At 67.3% G+C, this 18,247-nt stretch carries 15 protein-coding genes; 7 read left to right on the forward strand and 8 right to left on the reverse strand.

The features are described 5' to 3' along the window. Entirely contained in the window at window positions 1-2,472 is a 2,472-nt protein-coding gene (locus KIT89_RS02755) for a DNA topoisomerase IV subunit A (protein WP_297602995.1), read from the reverse strand. Window positions 2,473-2,484: 12 nt separating this feature from the next. On the opposite strand from KIT89_RS02755, the gene KIT89_RS02760 reads away from it, so the two are divergent. Continuing rightward, entirely contained in the window at window positions 2,485-3,612 is a 1,128-nt protein-coding gene (locus tag KIT89_RS02760) for an alkaline phosphatase family protein (protein ID WP_297602996.1), read from the forward strand. A 17-nt stretch (window positions 3,613-3,629) separates the two neighbouring features. Here KIT89_RS02760 and sepH read toward each other — a convergent pair whose 3' ends face one another. After that, window positions 3,630-4,643 carry a septation protein SepH gene (gene sepH / locus KIT89_RS02765; protein ID WP_297602998.1) on the reverse strand — a complete coding sequence of 338 codons (1,014 nt, stop codon included), beginning with the start codon at window positions 4,641-4,643 and terminating at the stop codon, window positions 3,630-3,632. A gap of 203 nt (window positions 4,644-4,846) precedes the next feature. Here sepH and KIT89_RS02770 point away from each other — a divergent pair, with 203 nt between their 5' ends. Beyond that, window positions 4,847-5,137 (forward strand): DUF4193 domain-containing protein, encoded by a 291-nt coding sequence (locus KIT89_RS02770; RefSeq protein WP_297603887.1) that lies wholly within the window; start codon window positions 4,847-4,849, stop codon window positions 5,135-5,137. A gap of 18 nt (window positions 5,138-5,155) precedes the next feature. On the opposite strand, the gene KIT89_RS02775 is transcribed toward KIT89_RS02770, so the two are convergent. After that, window positions 5,156-5,605 (reverse strand): DUF3093 domain-containing protein, encoded by a 450-nt coding sequence (locus KIT89_RS02775; protein ID WP_297602999.1) that lies wholly within the window; start codon window positions 5,603-5,605, stop codon window positions 5,156-5,158. A gap of 33 nt (window positions 5,606-5,638) precedes the next feature. Here KIT89_RS02775 and dut point away from each other — a divergent pair, with 33 nt between their 5' ends. The 5 genes from dut (at window position 5,639) to dxs (ending at window position 12,371) form a co-directional block, all read left to right on the forward strand. After that, entirely contained in the window at window positions 5,639-6,100 is a 462-nt protein-coding gene (dut, locus tag KIT89_RS02780; RefSeq protein ID WP_297603000.1) for a dUTP diphosphatase, read from the forward strand. Beyond that, window positions 6,097-6,711, forward strand: coding sequence for a DUF3710 domain-containing protein (locus KIT89_RS02785; RefSeq protein WP_297603001.1), 615 nt, complete (start codon window positions 6,097-6,099; stop codon window positions 6,709-6,711). The genes dut and KIT89_RS02785 overlap by 4 nt, the downstream gene beginning before the upstream one ends. After that, a complete protein-coding gene (locus tag KIT89_RS02790; RefSeq protein WP_297603003.1) occupies window positions 6,708-7,418 on the forward strand; it encodes a DUF3159 domain-containing protein in 711 nt (236 codons plus the stop codon). The genes KIT89_RS02785 and KIT89_RS02790 overlap by 4 nt, the downstream gene beginning before the upstream one ends. Before the next feature lie 108 nt (window positions 7,419-7,526). Next, the gene (locus tag KIT89_RS02795; RefSeq protein WP_297603005.1) at window positions 7,527-10,340 is read left to right on the forward strand and encodes an aconitate hydratase; all 2,814 of its coding nucleotides are present in this window, start codon (window positions 7,527-7,529) and stop codon (window positions 10,338-10,340) included. Between the two features lie 84 nt (window positions 10,341-10,424). Then, window positions 10,425-12,371: a 1-deoxy-D-xylulose-5-phosphate synthase gene (gene dxs, locus KIT89_RS02800; protein WP_297603007.1), complete on the forward strand. Its 1,947-nt coding sequence runs from the start codon at window positions 10,425-10,427 to the stop codon at window positions 12,369-12,371. On the opposite strand, the gene KIT89_RS02805 is transcribed toward dxs, so the two are convergent. The 5 genes from KIT89_RS02805 to KIT89_RS02825 form a co-directional block, all read right to left on the reverse strand. Continuing rightward, window positions 12,350-12,892 (reverse strand): dihydrofolate reductase family protein, encoded by a 543-nt coding sequence (locus KIT89_RS02805; protein ID WP_297603009.1) that lies wholly within the window; start codon window positions 12,890-12,892, stop codon window positions 12,350-12,352. The genes dxs and KIT89_RS02805 overlap by 22 nt on opposite strands. 52 nt (window positions 12,893-12,944) lie before the next feature. Further along, window positions 12,945-15,113, reverse strand: a complete 2,169-nt coding sequence (locus tag KIT89_RS02810) for a 3-hydroxyacyl-CoA dehydrogenase NAD-binding domain-containing protein (protein ID WP_297603011.1) — start codon at window positions 15,111-15,113, stop codon at window positions 12,945-12,947. Then, complete coding sequence (locus KIT89_RS02815) at window positions 15,110-16,309, reverse strand: thiolase family protein (protein ID WP_297603013.1); 1,200 nt, start codon at window positions 16,307-16,309, stop codon at window positions 15,110-15,112. The genes KIT89_RS02810 and KIT89_RS02815 overlap by 4 nt, the downstream gene beginning before the upstream one ends. A gap of 81 nt (window positions 16,310-16,390) precedes the next feature. Beyond that, window positions 16,391-17,575 (reverse strand): HRDC domain-containing protein, encoded by a 1,185-nt coding sequence (locus KIT89_RS02820; protein WP_297603888.1) that lies wholly within the window; start codon window positions 17,573-17,575, stop codon window positions 16,391-16,393. Window positions 17,576-17,639: 64 nt separating this feature from the next. Continuing rightward, window positions 17,640-18,239: a DUF3000 domain-containing protein gene (locus KIT89_RS02825; RefSeq protein ID WP_297603015.1), complete on the reverse strand. Its 600-nt coding sequence runs from the start codon at window positions 18,237-18,239 to the stop codon at window positions 17,640-17,642. Window positions 18,240-18,247: the final 8 nt, after the last annotated feature.

Genomic DNA, 18,247 nt, shown 5'->3' on the forward strand with positions numbered 1-18,247 from the left:
CTACGCGATCGTCGTGCCGATCGACCCGATCGGCGAGTCGAGCGCGAGGCCCGAGGCGTCTCGCTTCGCACCGCCGTCTGGCAGCGAGCGCTGCGAGCCGTCAGCACCCACCGCGAGTGGGTTCTCACCCACCCAGGCGAGACGCAGCACGTCTTCGCCCTTGAGAAAGGCGTGGCACCGCACGCCACCGGTGGCGCGACCCTTCGCCGGAAACTGCGCGAAGTCTGAGACCTTCGCCCGACCAGGGTCGACGCCGGCGATCGTCTGGCTCGAGCCCGACACCGTCACGACGGCGGCGGCGTCAGATTCGACGGCAGTGAAGTGCACGACGCGGGCGCCTGCAGCGAGTTTGATGCCTGCCATGCCGCCAGCGGCGAGGCCTTGGGGGCGAACGTGCTCGGCAGCGAAGTGCAGCAGCTGCGCGTCAGACGTGACGAAGACGAGGCGATGGCCATCGGTCGCGGGGGCCGCGCCGATCACGGCATCTCCGGCTTTGAGACCGATGACTTCGCCGTCGGGTCGAGCGGGCCACGAGCCGGGCAGCACCCGCTTCACGACGCCGTCTCGAGTGCCGAGTGCGAGCGCAACGTCGCTCTCTGCATCGATGACCGTGAGCACTGTCTCTGTCGCATCGGCGAGCGCCAGGTAGTCGCGCATCTTCACGCCCGCGGCGAGCTGCACAGAGTTCGCAGGAACGCTCGGCAGGTCGACGGGGGTGAACCGCACGAATCGCCCTCTCGAGGTGATCGCGATGAGCTCGCCTCGCGTGGTCGAGTCGATCGAGCAGAGCAGGGCGTCGTGCTTGCTGCGCCTGGCTGGCGTCAGCACGGTCGTCTCGTCGGTGAGCTCGACGCGAACGGCGCGACCCGTCGTCGACACGAGCACTCTGCACGGCGCGTCGGCGATCTCGAGCGAGACGGCGGCGGCGTTGCGGCTGCGCGAGGCGGCGGGCGCCGGGCCAGCTTCGGTGAGCAGCGTTCGGCGCGGGGTGCCGAATCGCTCGGCCGTGGCGTCGAGCTCGTCGGCGACGACCAGACGGATGCGCGCCGAATCGCTCAAGAGCGTCTCGAGCTCGGCGATCTCGGCACGCAGCTGATCGCGCTCTGCTTCGAGCTCGATACGACTGAACTTGGTGAGCCTGCGCAAGCGCAGCTCGAGAATGTAGTCGCTCTGCAGCTGACTGAGATCGAAGACCTCCATGAGCCGGGTTCGCGCCTGGTCGGCATCGTCAGAGCTGCGGATGACCTGGATGACGTCGTCGATGTCGAGAATCGCGATGAGCAGGCCGTCAACGAGGTGCAGTCGCTCGCGGCGGCGCGCAAGGCGGTATTCGCTGCGACGCGTGACGACCTGGATGCGGTGGTCGAGGTATACCCGCAGCAGTTCTTTCAGGCCGAGCGTCTGGGGCATTCCGCCGACGAGGGCGACGGCGTTGATCGAGAAGCCGTCTTCGAGCGGCGTGTAGCGGTACAGCTGCTCGAGCACCGCCTCAGGGCTAAACCCGGTCTTGATGCCGATGACCAGTCTGAGGCCGTTGCGTCGATCGGTGAGGTCGGTGACGTCGCTGATGCCAGACAGCCGCTTCGACTGCACGCCGTCTTTGATCTTCTCGATCACCTTCTCGGGGCCGACCAGGTACGGAAGCTCGGTGACGACGATGCCGGTCTTCCGCGCCGTGATGGGTTCGATCGAGACCTTCGCCCGAGTCTTGAAGCTGCCTCGGCCGGTCGCATAGGCCTCACGAATGCCGTCGAGGCCGATGATCGTTCCGCCGGTGGGCAGATCGGGTGCGGGCACGTAGGCCATGAGGTCGTCGAGGGTGGCGTCGGGATGCTCGAGAAGATGCCGCGCGGCCGACACCACCTCGATCAGGTTGTGGGGCGCCATGTTGGTCGCCATGCCCACGGCGATGCCGCTGGCGCCGTTGACGAGCAGGTTCGGGAAGGCGGCGGGCAGAACCGACGGCTGCGTGAGCTGGTTGTCGTAGTTCGGCACGAAGTCGACGACGTCTTCGTCGAGGCTGTCGACCATCGCCATCGCCTCTGGCCTCAGGCGCGCCTCGGTGTAGCGAGCGGCGGCGGGGCCGTCGTCGAGTGATCCGAAGTTTCCGTGGCCGTCGATGAGAGGCACCCGCAGCGTGAAGTCTTGCGAGAGCCTCACCAGGGCGTCGTAGATGGCGCTGTCGCCGTGCGGGTGCAGCTTTCCCATGACTTCGCCGACTACTCTCGCCGACTTCACATGCCCGCGATCGGGGCGCAGACCCATCTCGGCCATCTGATAGAGGATTCTGCGCTGCACGGGCTTGAGACCATCGCGAGCGTCGGGGAGAGCTCGCGAGTAGATCACCGAGTAGGCGTACTCGAGAAACGAGCCTTGCATCTCGTCGGCGAGGTCGACGTCGTCGATGCGCTCGCCCACGGGCGCGTCAGAGGGGGTCGAACCGCCGGAGCGGGAGGGAGGAGGGGGAGTCATAAGATGGCCCCCATGCTACCGGCGCCCCGCGGCGACATCCCGTCACTCGCCGACGTGTTGACGGGTTCGTTCTCGGCACTGCAGGGCCGACCCAGCAGACTCGAGCTTCCGGCGGTGCGCAGTGCTGCCGTGATTCTCGTCGATGGCCTCGGCATGGGCTCGCTCTCGGTCAACTCGGGCCACGCGCGTCGGCTGCTGGCGGCCATACCGCGGCGGGGGGGCGTGATCGAGTCGGCGTTTCCGACCACCACTGCCGCGGCACTCGCCACCCTGACGACGGGTGCGTCGGCCGGCGAGCACGGCCTCGTGGGGTACCGCTCAGTCGACCCAGACGCCGACCGAGTCGTCGCGCTGCTGCGCGACTGGGATGCGACCATGGTGCCTCGGCAGTGGCAGCGTCGAGACACGGTCTTCGAAGCGGCGGCGCGGGCAGGCATCGACCCGGTCGTCGTCGGGGCAGAGCGCTACCGCTCGACCGGGTTCACCGAGGCCGTCCTGCGCGGTGCCCGCTTCACGCCCGCGGGGTCGATCACCGAGCGTGTCGAGACGGCGATTCGATTGCTCGACGGCGGCGAGAGCCGACTCGTCTACGCCTACATCCCCGAGCTCGACATGGCTGGTCACTCCCACGGCGTCGACTCTGATGCCTGGCGGGCGCGCCTCGACGAGCTCGATGCGGCGCTCGCGGTGCTCGACTCGGCGGTGCCTCGAGACGCGGGCGTGCTGCTGACTGCCGATCATGGAATGCTCGATGTTCCGGCGCACCGGCGCATCGTCATTGCTGCCGAGAGTCCTGTGTGGGCCGAGGTGAGGCACGTGGCAGGAGAACCGCGCTGCCTGCATCTGGGGCTGGAGAATCCCTCTGCCGCCGTTCGGGTGCGCGACAGATGGCGCGACGCCGAAGGCGAGCGGGCGTGGGTCGTGACGCGTGACGAGGCCATTGGGGCCGGCTGGTTCGGCGTGGTCGAGCCTCATGTGCTGCCGCGAATCGGCGACGTGCTCGTGGCAGCGCGGGCTGCAGTGGCGTACTACGACGAGCGGTCGGCCACGTCGCAGTCGCTCGCGATGGTCGGTCAGCACGGTTCGTTCTCTCCCGACGAGACGCGCATTCCGCTCGCGCGTTGGGGAGCCTTCGCCTGAGACGACGTCAGCAGGCGTCAGGCGGGATCATCGTCGGGTCGGGCTCCGAACACGATCTCGTCCCACGATGGCATGGCAGCGCGACCGCGCCGAGCCCCGGTCTTGCTCGTGGGGGCTGGGGTGTCGACCTCGAGCTCAGCGTCGGCATCATCGCCCGACACCTCATCGTCAGTGACGTCGAGCGGCACGTCGACGATCCTGATGCTGCCGGTCGAGGGGTGCGCGGCGCGAGATGACTCCCAGTCTTCGTTCGCTGCGGCTTCTCGCTCGCCGCGGCGTCGTCGAAGCGCGTCGAGCAGGTCGGCGGTGGCGCCGACATCGCTCGACTCAGCGGTATCGGTCTCGGCGATGCGCGCCACCGGACGCTGCATCGGCTCAGCGCCTCCGGGTGAAGCAGTGGTGGGGGTGAAGGCTCCGCTGTCGAATCGAGTGGTCGAGGGTTCGTCGGCCGCCACCGCTCGAAGGCGCGGTGGCATCACGCCAGGGCTCGCGCTCTGCTGCGACAGCGCCTGCGCCTCATGGTCGGCGGGTGCCAGAGTGAGCTTCTTCGCGTCATACGCCCACGTCGCCCGCCGTTCGATGGTTCCTTCGATGAAGTCGACCACGATGAGCCAGTGCGCGTCTTTCTTGCGGCTCGACCAGTGGATGTCGCGGGCTCCGAGCTCATCGAGTCGTGCATCGATCGCTGAACCGAATAAGGCGATGCCATCGTGCTCGGCAGCGGTTGCGACGGCGACCGACCGAGCAGCCGTGATCACATACTCGCGCTCGGCGAGCACTGGGCCTTCGAACCTCTGGATGTACTCGATCGGCTCGCCCGTGCGCTCGGCGACTTCGGCCGCGGTCATGCCAGACCTGATCATCGCCTGCACGTCTCGAGGGCCGACGCGATGGGCAGCGGGAGATGCCGGCCGGTTCTGTCGCAAGGCGGTGTGCAACGCCTCGGTGATGGGCACACGAAAACGAGTGCCGTCGGCGGAGACGACGATGAGAGCGCCGTTCTCGACACCGATCACTGACAGTTCGTCCATGTGAGACCTCCCGTACCGGGCTTGCTGCGCTCAGCATCGCACGTTCGAGGCGCTCGGCTCGGGAATAGAGCGGGCGTGCCGAAAGTTGACGGCAGAGCGAACATTGGCCGCTCTTTCTCGACTGCGTTTGCGTTTACCGCAGGCATACTGCAAACTGTGGCCGCTGAACGCGCCCGATGAGTGATGACAAGAAGTGGACTGGCATGGCAACGGACTACGACGCCCCCCGCAAGACTGACGAAGACACCGATTCGATTCAGGCATTGCAGGAGCGCGTTCCCGACAAAATGTCAGGCGTTGTCGATGTCGACGATGCCGACAATCCCGGCTTCGAACTGGCCGGGCAAGACCTTGCAGATCTCGATCTCGACGTCGTCGTCTTGCCCCCTCAGGCCGACGAGTTCACCTGCATCAGCTGCTTCCTGGTGAAGCACCGCTCGCAGCTCGACCACGATGAGAAGCTCGGCTCGGTCTGCCGGGAGTGCGCTTCCTGAGCTTCCGCTCGTCAGCGCTCATGCAGAGTGCGCGCGGGCAGCGTCGAGTGCCGCTCTCAGCGCCTCAGGTCGCCGCGTCGAGACGAGCCAGTACGGGGTCGGATCCTGCGGGTCGACGATCTCGATACGCACGACGGGGTCGATGTCGCCTCGAATGACCAGGTAGGCACGGGCATCCAGCCCCGGTCCTCGAGCGTGCCGCGCCTCGACACCTCGCGCGAGCTCTGTCTCGCCGACAAACGCGAGCGGTACCCGCGCCTTGCCAGCGCGCAGCATTCCGCCGCTCACGTCGATCGTCGGTGCCGAGATCGTCGCGAGCGCGATGACTCCGCTGAACAGCACGATGCCGGTGAGGGCACCGACCACCAGGTCGATCGCGGCGAAGGTCAGCAGGCTGGCCGGAATCGCGAGGGCGGCGATGGCGATGATCCAGGGGGAGGGCCAGAGGCGCTCTCGGTACTCACTCATGACGACCATTCGACCATGCACTAGCCTCGACGCGTGCCGCACGACGTCGATGTACTCATCATGGGTGACCACCTGCCGCTCTATGCGCACCCCGGAGACGCGGGGGCAGACCTCGTCGCCGACGAAGCGGTGGTGCTCGGGCCAGGCGAGCGGGCGACGGTGGGCACTGGCACGGCGATCGCTCTTCCCGAGGGCTTTGCCGCGTTCGTGGTTCCGCGCAGCGGCCTCGCCGCTCGTGACGGCATCACCATCGTGAACGCGCCGGGGACGGTCGACGCCGGCTATCGAGGCGAGATCAAGGTCACCCTGCTGAACACCGATCGCGATCACGAGTTTCGTGTGGAGCGAGGTGATCGCATCGCCCAGTTGATCGTGTGGCCGGTGTCGCGAGCGCACTTCGTGCCGGTCGACTCGCTTCCGGGCTCGCATCGAGGGGAGCGGGGATTCGGCTCGACCGGCTACCGTGGTGTGCCGACTGAAGGAGAACTCGAGTGACCGATTCGACCCCAGGCGAGACGCTGCCAGACGACGCCAAGTCTGCTCCGGCAGATCGCTCAGAGCTCGGCCCTCTCGACGAGAGCGAGGCCAACGCGGTGCGGCCCTATGTCGACCTCGGAGGCGTGAAACTGGTGCCGCGCGAGGGCCTGCAACTGCGCCTCGAGATCGAAGAGGGCTCGAAGCGCGTCGTTGCGGTCGGAATCGACTACGCAGGATCAACGCTGCAGGTGCAGCCGTTCGCCGCCCCCCGTTCGAGCGGGCTGTGGCACGAGATCCGTGCGCAGATCGTCGAGCAGATCCGGTCGCAGGGCGGCGAGACGCAGCAGCGTGACGGCACGCTCGGCCCCGAGGTCGTCGCGCAGATTCCCGTCGCTGGCGGTGCGGCGGGCGCCACTCGGGTCGCACGCTTCATCGGCGTCGATGGCCCGCGTTGGTTCTTGCGAGGTGTCGTCGCCGGTGCAGGTGCCGTCGAACCCGAAGCAGCAGCCGCGATCGATGAGGTGTTCCGCAGCATTGTCGTCGTGCGGGGAACGACACCGATGCCTCCGCGCGACCTGATTCCGCTGCATGTTCCGCAGGGAGCCGTGCAGCCCCCCGCAGCACCATGACGCACGGCGACTCCGAGAACGACTCGCTCGAGCCAGACCCTGACGTGCGGGCGGCTCTCGCGGCTGCTGCGCAGCGATCGGGGTTCGCGCGCGTCACCCCCGGCGAGCGGCCGACCGCTCAGGCGCTCTGGGGCGCCCTCGGTGGCGTCAGAGGACTCATCGAGTCGCTGCTGCCCGGCTTTCTGTTTCTCGTCGTCTACACGATCACGGCAGAAGTCGCGCCGTCGGTCTTGATTCCTCTGGCCATCGCCGTCGTGTTCGTGCTCGTCCGTGTCGTCATGCGTTCTGCGGTGATGCCTGCAGTGATCGGCCTCGTCGGCATCGCGTTGTCGGCGGGCTTGGCGCTCTGGTCGGGCAGGGCAGAAGAGAACTTCGTGCTCGGCTTCATCATCAACGCTGTCTGGCTCGCCGCGCTGCTCGTGAGCCTGCTGGCCAGGCGGCCCCTCATCGGCATCATCACCGGTCTGCTCACGGGTGATCATGACTGGCGCGCAGACCCCGCCAAACGCACGGTCTTGACCGTCACCACCTGGCTGTGGGCCGCACTCTTCGCTTGTCGACTGGCGGTGCAGGTGCCGCTCTACCTGAGCGAGCAGGCCGCCGCGCTCGCCGCGACCAAGCTGCTCATGGGGCTGCCGCTCTATGCGGCGGTGCTGTGGGTCACGTGGCTCATGATCCGTGCGGTCTACGCGCGCCGAGCATCCTGAGTGATAGCATTATTTATCTCGACATCAAGATAGTTTCGGGCCGCTAGGCTGAAGCCGTCGCCCCGTCGTCGTGCATGACGAACGGTATTTTGCGTAGAGGAGACTCCTGTGTCTGCAGTCAACAGCTTCGGTTCTATCGACACTCTGACGGTGGGCGGCGTCGACCACCAGGTGTTCCGCATCGACGCGGTGCCCGGTCACGAACGGCTTCCCTTCAGCCTCAAGGTGCTGCTCGAGAATCTGCTGCGCACCGAAGACGGCGCCAACGTCACGGCCGAGCAGATCACCGCCCTCGGTTCATGGAACCCCGAGGCCGAGCCTGACACCGAGATTCAGTTCACGCCCGCTCGAGTCGTGATGCAGGACTTCACCGGTGTTCCCTGCATCGTCGACCTCGCGACCATGCGCGAAGCCGTCGCAGCACTGGGTGGAGACCCCAAGAAGATCAACCCGCTGTCACCTGCCGAGCTCGTCATCGACCACTCGGTCATCGCCGACCTCTTCGGCACCGCGAACGCGCTCGAGCGCAACGTCGAGATCGAGTACGAGCGCAACGGCGAGCGCTACCAGTTCTTGCGCTGGGGCCAGACCGCGTTCGACGACTTCAAGGTGGTGCCGCCTGGCACCGGCATCGTGCACCAGGTCAACATCGAGCACCTCGCCAAGGTGACCTACACCCGCGAGGTCGATGGGGTGCTGCGCGCATACCCTGACACCTGCGTCGGCACCGACTCGCACACCACGATGGTCAACGGGCTCGGCGTTCTGGGCTGGGGCGTCGGCGGCATCGAGGCCGAGGCGGCCATGCTCGGGCAGCCCGTGTCGATGCTCATTCCCAAGGTCGTCGGGTTCAAGCTCACCGGCGCAATCCCGACCGGAGTGACCGCGACCGATGTCGTGCTGACCATCACCGAGATGCTGCGACACCACGGCGTCGTCGGCAAGTTCGTCGAGTTCTACGGCGCCGGAGTCGCGGCCGTGCCGCTGGCCAACCGTGCCACGATCGGCAACATGAGCCCAGAGTTCGGCTCGACCGCGGCGATGTTCCCGATCGACGACGTGACGCTCGACTACCTGCGACTCACCGGGCGCAGCGACGCGCAGGTCGCGCTCGTCGAGGCATACAGCAAGCTGCAGAAGCTCTGGCACGACCCCGAGCAAGAACCCGTCTACAGCGAGTACATCGAGCTCGACCTGTCGACCGTGGTTCCGTCGATCGCCGGCCCCCGTCGCCCGCAAGACCGCATCGAGCTGTCATCGGCCAAGCCTGCCTTCGAGACGGCTCTCGCCGACTTCACGTCGAACGAGCACACGCTCGTCGATGCGGCCATCGAGGGCTCGTTCCCCGCCTCAGACCCTGCAGGGTTCACACCTGAAGACGAAGGCGCCGACGAGACGGTCGCGCACCGCCACCGCTCGCACGCGCCCGTCACCGCCTCGCGCCCCGTCGACGTCACCGTGGGAGACGACACGTTCACGATCGACCACGGCGCGGTGACGATCGCTGCGATCACGTCGTGCACCAACACCTCGAATCCCTCGGTCATGCTCGCCGCGGGCCTGCTCGCGCGCAACGCTGCGAAGAAGGGCCTCACGGCGAAGCCGTGGGTGAAGACCACCCTGGCTCCTGGGTCGAAGGTGGTCACCGACTACTACGAGAAGGCCGGGCTCACCGACGACCTCGAGGCTCTCGGCTTCTACACGGTCGGCTACGGGTGCACCACGTGCATCGGCAACTCCGGCCCACTCGCCGACGAGATCTCTGCGGCGATCAACGAGCACGACCTCGCCGTCACTGCGGTGCTCTCGGGCAACCGCAACTTCGAGGGCCGCATCAACCCCGACGTCAAGATGAACTACCTTGCGAGCCCGCCGCTCGTCATCGCGTACGCCCTCGCCGGTTCGATGAACTTCGACTTCGAGACCGACGCTCTCGGCACCGACCGCGACGGCAACGAGGTCTTCTTGCGCGACATCTGGCCCGACGCCGCCGAGGTGCAGTCGACGATCGACTCGTCGATCGACACCGCGATGTTCGACCACCAGTACGCCTCGGTGTTCGAGGGCGATGAGCGCTGGCGCTCACTGCCCACCCCAGACGGCGCAACCTTCGAGTGGGACCCGACCTCGACCTACGTGCGCAAGCCCCCGTACTTCGAGGGCCTGACGCTCGAGACCACCCCCGTGACCGACATCGAGGGCGCGCGCGTTCTCGCGAAGCTGGGTGATTCGGTCACGACCGACCACATCAGCCCCGCGGGGTCGATCAAGGCCGACTCTCCTGCCGGTCGCTACCTGACCGAGCATGGCGTCGACCGCAAAGACTTCAACTCGTACGGCTCACGTCGTGGCAATCACGAGGTGATGATTCGCGGAACCTTCGCGAACATCCGTCTGCGCAATCAGCTCTTGGATAACGTGGAGGGCGGCTTCACGCGCGATTTCACGAAGCCGGATGCCCCGCAGACCTTCATCTACGACGCCAGTGAGAACTATCAGGCCGCCGGAGTGCCGCTCGTGATCTTCGCGGGCAAAGAGTACGGTTCGGGGTCGAGTCGCGACTGGGCCGCGAAGGGCACGAGCCTGCTCGGTGTCAAGGCTGTCATTGCCGAGAGCTTCGAGCGCATTCACCGCTCGAACCTCATCGGCATGGGTGTCGTTCCGCTGCAGTTCCCTGCGGGGGAGTCGGCAGCGAGCCTCGGGCTCGATGGCACCGAGGTCGTCGCGATCTCGGGCATCACCGCACTCAACGAGGGCACGACGCCGCGCACGGTGCGAGTGGTCGCCACCCCGAGCGCTCACTCGCCCGAGGGCAAAGAGACGGTGGAGTTCGACGCGATCGTGCGCATCGACACCCCGGGTGAGGCCGATTACTACCGAAACGGCGGCATTCTGCAGTACGTGCTGCGCAGCCTCGTCTGAGCTCTCAGAAATCGTCGGTGAACACCCAGCTTGTGGGTGCCGCCGAGAGGCGGTGCCGCGAGGTTGCTCGTTTAGAGTGGTGAAATGGCACTGCTCGATGCGATCCGAACACCGCGTGACCTCGACCGTCTCACCGAGGCGCAGCTCGTCGAGCTGGCCGACGAGATCCGCAGGTTTCTGGTTGCAGAGGTGTCGAAGACGGGCGGCCACCTCGGGCCGAACCTGGGCGTCGTCGAACTCACGATCGGCATTCACCGCGTATTCGACTCACCGCGAGACGCGATCGTCTGGGATACCGGCCATCAGTCGTACGTGCACAAGCTGCTGACCGGTCGCCACGACTTCTCGCGCCTGCGGCAGAAGGGCGGCCTCGCCGGGTACCCGCAGCGCTCAGAGAGCGAGCACGACATCGTCGAGAGCTCGCACGCGTCGAGCTCGCTCAGTTGGGCCGATGGCATCTCTCGGGCCTACGCCATGACTGAGCAGCACGACCGTCACGTCGTGGCCGTCGTCGGCGACGGTGCTCTGACCGGCGGCATGACGTGGGAGGCGCTCAACAACATCAGCGACGACAACAGTCGCAACCTCGTGCTCGTGGTCAACGATAACGGCCGCTCATATGCGCCGACCATCGGCGGCATGGCGAGGTTTCTCTCGACCGTGCGCACGCGGCGCTCGTACTACCGGTTTCGTCGAGGCACCGAGAAGGTGTTCGGCTTCTTCGGCGCACCGGGGCGAGCCGTCTATCGTGGCGTGCGCGGCGGGCTGCACGGCTTTCTCTCGCGCTTCACCAACAACGAGGCGCTCTACAGCAATCTCGACATCAAGTACATCGGCCCCGTCGACGGTCATGATCTGAAAGACGTCGAGCGGGCGCTGCGCCAGGCGAAGGAGTACAGTGCGCCGGTGATCGTGCACGCGATCACCCAGAAGGGCAAGGGCTATGAACCTGCCCTCGCCGACGTCGCCGATCAGTTTCACGCAGTCGGCCAGATCGACCCCGAGACCGGTGAGTCGGTCGAGCAGGCCAGCCGCCCGTCGTGGACCTCGGTGTTCGCCGACGAGATCGTCGAGCTCGCCGACCGCGATCGCCGCATCGTCGGCATCACTGCTGCGATGCTGCGGCCGACCGGTTTGCACAAGCTCGCCGAGAAGCACCCTGACCGCATCATCGACGTGGGCATCGCTGAGCAGCACGCGGTGGCGTCGGCTGCTGGCCTCGCCTACGGCGGCATGCACCCCGTGATCGCCGTCTACGCCACCTTCATCAACCGGGCATTCGATCAGGTGCTCATGGATGTCGCGCTGCACAAGGCCGGTGTCACCTTCGTGCTCGACCGGGCCGGGGTCACCGGACCCGACGGCGCGAGCCACCACGGAATGTGGGATCTGTCGATCTTGCAGGTCGTGCCGGGCATTCGACTCGCGGCGCCTCGCGATGCCACTCGACTTCGCGAAGAACTCGCCGAAGCCGTCGCCGTCGACGATGCGCCGACGGTGGTGCGGTTCTCGAAGGGCAGCGTCGGCACCGAGTTCGATGCCGTGCGGCGTACCGACGACGGCGTCGACGTGCTGCGTGAAGCGCCTCACAAAGACGTTCTCATCGTGACGGTGGGCCCCATGGCGAAGATCGGGCTGGAGGTCGCCGAACGGCTCGCCGATCAGGGCATCGGAGCCACCGTCGTCGATCCGCGCTGGGTCGTGCCGGTGCCGCAGAGCGTCATCGAGCTCGCGCGCGATCACCGCATCGTCGTCAGCATCGAAGACGGTGTTCGCGTCGGGGGCATCGGCACGCGCATTCGGCAAGACCTGCGCGCTGCCGGGGTCGACACCGCTGTCGACGAGCTCGGCCTTCCCGATGAGTTTCTCGAGCACGCTGCGCGCGACGAGATTCTCGAGAGGGTCGGTCTCACCTCACAGGCGATCGCTCGCGACCTGGTGGCGCAGGTGCTCGGCACCCGCATCCCCGTCGCACGCCCGCTGCCTGACGAGCAGGCGGCGAGCGTCGATCACGACGAGCGCGCCCGATAGATCGACTCGACGGCGCCAGCTGAGCCGAGCGGGCGCACCGATTCGAGGTGCCACGGGATGCTCGCCGCGGCATGCGGCAGCACAGGGGTTCCTGCACCCAGCGTGACGGGCATCGTCGTGACCTGCAGCCGGTCGATGAGGCGGGCGTCGAGCAGTGCAGCGGCCAGGATTCCTCCGCCGACGACCCAGGTGTCGAGCTCGCCAGCGACAGCGCGTGCCTCCAGAAGTGCCGCCTCGGCGTCGTCTGAACGCCGAAAGTCTGCCCCGTCGATCGCGGGCAGGTCGCCGTGCGTGACCACCCACGTGGGCGTCGCCGCATAGCCCCATTGCTCAGAGTGCTCTGCGAGCCAGTGATAGGTGCCCGCGCCCATGACGATAGCGCCGACACCCGCAAAGAAGTCGTCGTACTGCTGCTGAAAGTCGTCGAACCCGAAGTCGAGCAGCCAGTCGAGCGAGCCCTCTCGGTCGGCGATGAAGCCGTCGAGGCTCTGGGCGACGTAGTAGATGGTGCGCGAGGTCATGCGGGCACCTTAGCGGCGGCCTCCGACAGGGGAGGCCGCCGCTCGTCGTCGATCAGCGGATGCCGCGGATCGGCGGGTGGTGGAACGTGTCGCCGAACACCCGCTCTGACGCACCGACCCGGTCGAGGAACGGAGTGACCCCGCCCATCTGGAACGGCCAGCCCGCGCCGAGGATCATGCAGAGGTCGATGTCTTCAGCCGCCTCGACGACACCGTCGTCGAGCATGCGGTGAATCTCATCGGCGAGGCCGTCTTCGAGTCGAGCAGTCAGTTGCTCGACCGTGTAGGGCTCGGAGCCCTCGGGCCGGTGCTTCGCCACGATCTCGAGCGCCTTCTTGTCGATGCCTTTCGACTGGCCCTTCGAGTCTTTCTCGAGCAACACGCCCGCTTCGGCGAGCTCGTGCAGGGCGCGAGACTCGAAGAATCGGTCTGGGAACGCCGAGTGGTGAGTGTCGAGCACGTGCGCCCCGACCTTGAGCCCGACGAGATCGAGCAGCACGAAGGGATCCATGGGCAGCCCGAAGTGCCGCTGGGCCTCGACGACGGTCTCGAAGGGAGTGCCGAGCTCGACGGCGTGCATGGCCTCGCCGAGCACCTTCGCGAGAATGCGGTTGACGACGAACCCGGGCGTGTCAGCCGTGATCACGGCGTTCTTGCGCAGAGCGGCCGCCGTGGCCATGGCGGTGGCCAGAGTCGCCTCGTCGGTGGCGGGCGAGTTGACCACTTCGATGAGCGGCATCACGGCGACGGGGTTGAAGAAGTGGAAGCCCACGACGCGCTCGGGGTGCGCGAGCTTCGCGCCGATCTTCTCGACCGAGAGCGACGAGGTATTGGTGGCGAGCACGGCTTCTGGCGAGATGTGCTTCTCGATCTCGGTGAAGACGTCTTGCTTGATCGACAGCTCTTCGAAGACGGCTTCGATGACCCAGTCGCAGTCGGCGAAGTCGGCCTTGTCGATGGTGCCGCTCAGCAGCGCTCGCAGCCGGTTGGCTTCGTCGGCGTCGATGCGGCCCTTCTGCTCGAGCGTCGCGATCTCACCGCGAATGTAGTCGAGGCCCTTGTCGACTCTGCTCTGGTCGAGGTCGGTGATGACCACGGGCACCTGCAGGCGGCGCAAGAAGAGCAGAGCGAACTGGCTGGCCATGAGCCCGGCTCCGAGCACTCCGACCTTCGTCACCTTCTTCGCGAGCGACTTATCAGGCGCCCCGGCGGGCTTCTTGGCTCGCTTCTGCACGAGATTGAAGGCGTAGATGGATGCTCTGAACTGGTCACCCGCGACGAGGTCGGCCAAGGCCTTGTCTTCGGCCGCGAAGCCCTCGGCCTTGGTCGTGTTCTTGGCGGCCGCGAGCAGCTCGAGGGCCGCGTACGGCGACTTCGCGACCTTGCCGAGTCGCTTCTCCAGCGTCTTGCGGGCGATGCCGATCGCGACATCCCATTTGACGGCGCGCTCGATCTTGCCGGGCTCGTTCGGGCGCTTGACCTTCACAGCACCCGAGAGCACGCCATCGGCCCAGCGCACCGAGTCTTCGATGAAGTTCGCGGGCGAGAGCAGCACGTCGGCCATGCCGAGCTCGAACGCCTCGGCGGGCTTGAGCATGCGGTTGGTCTTGAGCGGGTTCTCGATGACGACCTTGAGGGCGTTCTCGATGCCGATGAGGTTGGGCAGCAGCCAGGCGCCGCCCCACCCCGGAATCAGCCCGAGAAAGACCTCGGGCAGGGCGAGCGCCGCAGCGCTCGCATCGAGGGTGCGGTAGTCGCAGTTGAGCGCCACTTCGACGCCGCCCCCGAGGGCGAGACCGTTGATGAAGCAGAACGAGGGCACACCGAGCTCACCGAGCTTGCCGAGCGCGTAGTGGCCGAGCTGCGCCATCTGCAGACCGGCTTCGTAGCTGGGAATGTCGCCGACCTTCGACAGGTCGGCGCCTGCGGCGAGGATGAAGGGCTTGCCGGTGATCGCGAGCGCACGAATCTCGCCGGCCGCGGCTCGCGCCTTCTGCTCGTCGAGCACGGTGGCCAGTTGCGTGAGGCCCTCGGGGCCGAGAGTGCTCGGCCTCGTGTGGTCGCGGCCGTTGTCGAGGGTGACGAGGGCGAGCATCCCGCCGCTCGGCAGCGGCACGTCGCGCACGTAACTGTGCGTGACGACCTCGCCCTCGCTCAGGGCACGCAGCTCGGCGAACTGGTCGGGGGAGTACTGGGCGGTCGCGCTGGTCGCCACGGTCATGCCTTCTTTTCGTTGTAGTGCGGGTTCTCCCAGATGACGCTGCCGCCCTGGCCGAGGCCGACGCACATGGCGGTGAGGCCGTAGCGCACATCGGGGCGCTCTTCGAACTGACGAGCCAGCTGGATCATGAGGCGCACGCCCGAGCTCGCGAGCGGGTGGCCGACGGCGATCGCGCCGCCCCACGGGTTCACGCGCGGGTCGTCGTCGTCGATGCCGAAGTGATCGAGCAGGCTCAGCACCTGCACGGCGAAGGCCTCGTTGAGTTCGAAGGCTCCGATGTCGTCGATCGTGAGCCCGGCCTTCTTGAGCGCCTTCTCGGTCGAGGGGATGGGCCCGATGCCCATGACTTCAGGCGCCACCCCGGCGAAGGCGAAGCTCACGAGCCGCATCTTCTTGGTGAGACCCAGCTCGGTCGCTGCCTCGGCACTGGCGAGCAGGCTCACCGTGGCGCCGTCGGTGAGAGGTGAGGCGTTGCCCGCCGTCACCCGGCCGTGCGGGCGAAACGGCGTCTTGAGCCCGGCGAGCCCCTCCATCGTCGTGTCGGGGCGAAGGCCCTCGTCGACGGTCGCCATGCCATAGCCTGCCTCGCTGCGCAGGGCCACCGGCACGAGGTCGGGTTGAATCTTGCCGGCCTCGTAGGCGGCGGCGAGCTTCTGCTGGCTGCGCATGCCGAAACGGTCGGCGCGCTCTTTCGTGAGGGCCGGAAAACGGTCGTGCAGCCGCTCGGCGGTCATTCCCATGTTGAGGGCGTCTGCACTCACGAGCTTCTCGGCCAAGAACCTCGGGTTGGGGTCGGCATCGGCGCCCATGGGGTGGCGCCCCATGTGCTCGACCCCGCCCGCGATCGCCACGTCGTATGCGCCGAAGGCGATGCCGCCCGCAGTGGTCGTCACCGAGGTCATCGCCCCGGCGCACATGCGGTCGATCGCGTAGCCGGGAACGCTCAAGGGCAGTCCGGCGAGAATCGCCGCGGTGCGCCCGAGGGTGAGACCCTGGTCTCCTTGCTGGGTGGTCGCGGCGATCGCGACATCGTCGACGCGGTCTTTCGGCAGCGAGGGGTTGCGCTCGAGCAGCCCGATCATGGCCTTCACGATCAGGTCGTCGGCGCGCGTGCCCCAGTACATGCCCTTCTCGCCGGCGCGCCCGAAGGGCGTTCTCACTCCATCGACAAAGTAGACGTCGGTTCGTTCAGCCACAGTGGTGCCTCCCAGGGATCATCAAGCGTGCCGCTCAGCCTAGAGAGCGCGGCTCGGTGGCCGCTGGGCACCTGCGGCTTCCTACGAAGCGGGCTCGGGTGGGTCTTCTGAGACTTGGCTGGCCTCGACAAAGCCTTCGGTGATTGCCTGTGCAGTTGCGTCAATCTGCCACGGTCGTGCCCCGAGCGCCCTCATGCTCTCGGCGACGGTGCCGACCTCGATTGCTGCGGGTGGGTTCCACGCGAGGCGACGCACGTGCTCGGGGGTCAGCAGGTTCTCGAGGGGCAGCGCGAGCTCGTCGGCGATGGCCTGCAATCGAGGCTTGATCGCGCGCAGACGACGGTCGGCCTCTGGGTTGCGATCGGCCCACGCTCGCGGGGGAGGAATGCTGTCGTCGCCGCTGCGGAACGCGGGAAGATCGTCTGTGGCGAGACCCGCCTCGATCGCAGCCCACCAACGATCGAGCTGCGTGCGGCTCGCGCGACCCGAGAACGCCTTGAGCGCGGCGAGCTCGCGCTTCGACGCGAGCGCGGTGCGGGCAGCGACGATGATCGAACTGTCGGGCAGCAGTCGGCCGGGGGCGGTGTCGACCTCGCGCGCGTATGCGTCGCGGGCGAACCAGAGCTCGCGTGCCACAGCGAGAGCGCGCTGCCCCCGCACGGTGTGCAGCCCCGACAATCGGCGCCAGGGATCAGCTTTGGCCTCGGGAGCCTCGCGCGCGAGCACGGCGTCGAACTCTTGGCGTGCCAGGTCGAGCTTGCCGGCACTCTCGAGCCGAGCGTGGATGCCATCACGCACATCGAGCAGCAGTTCGACGTCGAGGGCGGCATAGGTGAGCCACGACGCCGGCAGAGGGCGGGTCGACCAGTCGGCTGCCGAGTGCTCTTTCGCCAGGTGCAGGCCCAGGGTCTCTTCGACGACGGCGCCGAGCCCGACGCGGGGCAGACCGGCGAGTCGTGCACCCAGCTCAGTGTCGAACAGCGAACCGGGCTCGAGGCCCACTTCTCGAAGACACGGCAGGTCTTGGCTGGCCGCATGCAGCACCCACTCTGCGTCGCCGATCGCCGCCTGCAGCTCGGCGAACGATCCGATCGCCGGGGGGTCGAACAAGAACGTGCCTGCGCCGCGTCGGAAGACCTGGATGAGGTAGGCCCGTTGCGAATAGCGAAACCCGCTCGCGCGTTCGGCATCCACCGCCACCGGCCCCTCCGCCGACGACAGTCGCGCGACCGCATCGAGGTACTGCTCGCGGGTCTCGATGACCACGGGCGCGGCAGCGAGCGTCGCCGTAGGAAGAGCCTCAGCGGCACCGCCCTCGAGGTCGGGCTCGTCAACCACGGGTCGCCCGTCGCGGCGGCATCGCAGTGACCCCGTCGGCCGTCGGCGGATACCCGGCGACCATGCACAGTAGCTCAGCCCAGCCCTCGATGTGCGGAGCGAGGTCGAGATCGAGCGGGGTCCACGACGCGCGCAGCTCGATCTGGGCGCCGCTGCCCTGAGCAGCGAGTTCTCCGTATCCGGTCGAGAGCACCTTGGTGGCCGTGCCGCTCGCCGCCGTGTACCGAGCGCCTCGAGTCGCCAGGGCATCGACGAGCCACGACCAGGCGACGTCAGACACGAAAGGGTCGAGGCCGATCTCGGTCTCGAGGGGAGCCTGGGCGAAGCAGACCACCCGCACGACGCCGCCCCAGCCCTCGGGCGCGTCAGGGTCGTAGAGCACGACCACTCGACCGGTGCCCAGATCTGAGTCGTCAGCGTGCCTGGCGGGGTTGACGTCGGCGGCGAGGGCGTGCGCGAACGGCGCCAGCCCGGTCGGCGCCGGAATCGCCGAGACCTGCAGCTCATCGCGCAGCACGGCCCGCTCGATCGAGGCCACCAGGCTGTCGAACACGGCCTGAGGTGTCGGCGCGGTCGTCGTGGCGGGAGACACGTGTGCAG

Source organism: Microcella sp. (assembly GCF_025808395.1).
Classification (GTDB): domain Bacteria; phylum Actinomycetota; class Actinomycetes; order Actinomycetales; family Microbacteriaceae; genus Microcella.

What these genes read in the sequence shown, in the direction of transcription:
- KIT89_RS02790 (WP_297603003.1), top strand. Translation starts at nt 6,708, where the DNA reads ATGACGCACGGCGACTCCGAGAACGACTCGCTCGAGCCAGACCCTGAC.
- KIT89_RS02775 (WP_297602999.1), bottom strand. Translation starts at nt 5,605, where the DNA reads ATGAGTGAGTACCGAGAGCGCCTCTGGCCCTCCCCCTGGATCATCGCC.
- KIT89_RS02770 (WP_297603887.1), top strand. Translation starts at nt 4,847, where the DNA reads ATGGCAACGGACTACGACGCCCCCCGCAAGACTGACGAAGACACCGAT.
- KIT89_RS02760 (WP_297602996.1), top strand. Translation starts at nt 2,485, where the DNA reads ATGCTACCGGCGCCCCGCGGCGACATCCCGTCACTCGCCGACGTGTTG.
- KIT89_RS02805 (WP_297603009.1), bottom strand. Translation starts at nt 12,892, where the DNA reads ATGACCTCGCGCACCATCTACTACGTCGCCCAGAGCCTCGACGGCTTC.
- dxs (WP_297603007.1), top strand. Translation starts at nt 10,425, where the DNA reads ATGGCACTGCTCGATGCGATCCGAACACCGCGTGACCTCGACCGTCTC.
- KIT89_RS02755 (WP_297602995.1), bottom strand. Translation starts at nt 2,472, where the DNA reads ATGACTCCCCCTCCTCCCTCCCGCTCCGGCGGTTCGACCCCCTCTGAC.
- KIT89_RS02810 (WP_297603011.1), bottom strand. Translation starts at nt 15,113, where the DNA reads ATGACCGTGGCGACCAGCGCGACCGCCCAGTACTCCCCCGACCAGTTC.
- sepH (WP_297602998.1), bottom strand. Translation starts at nt 4,643, where the DNA reads ATGGACGAACTGTCAGTGATCGGTGTCGAGAACGGCGCTCTCATCGTC.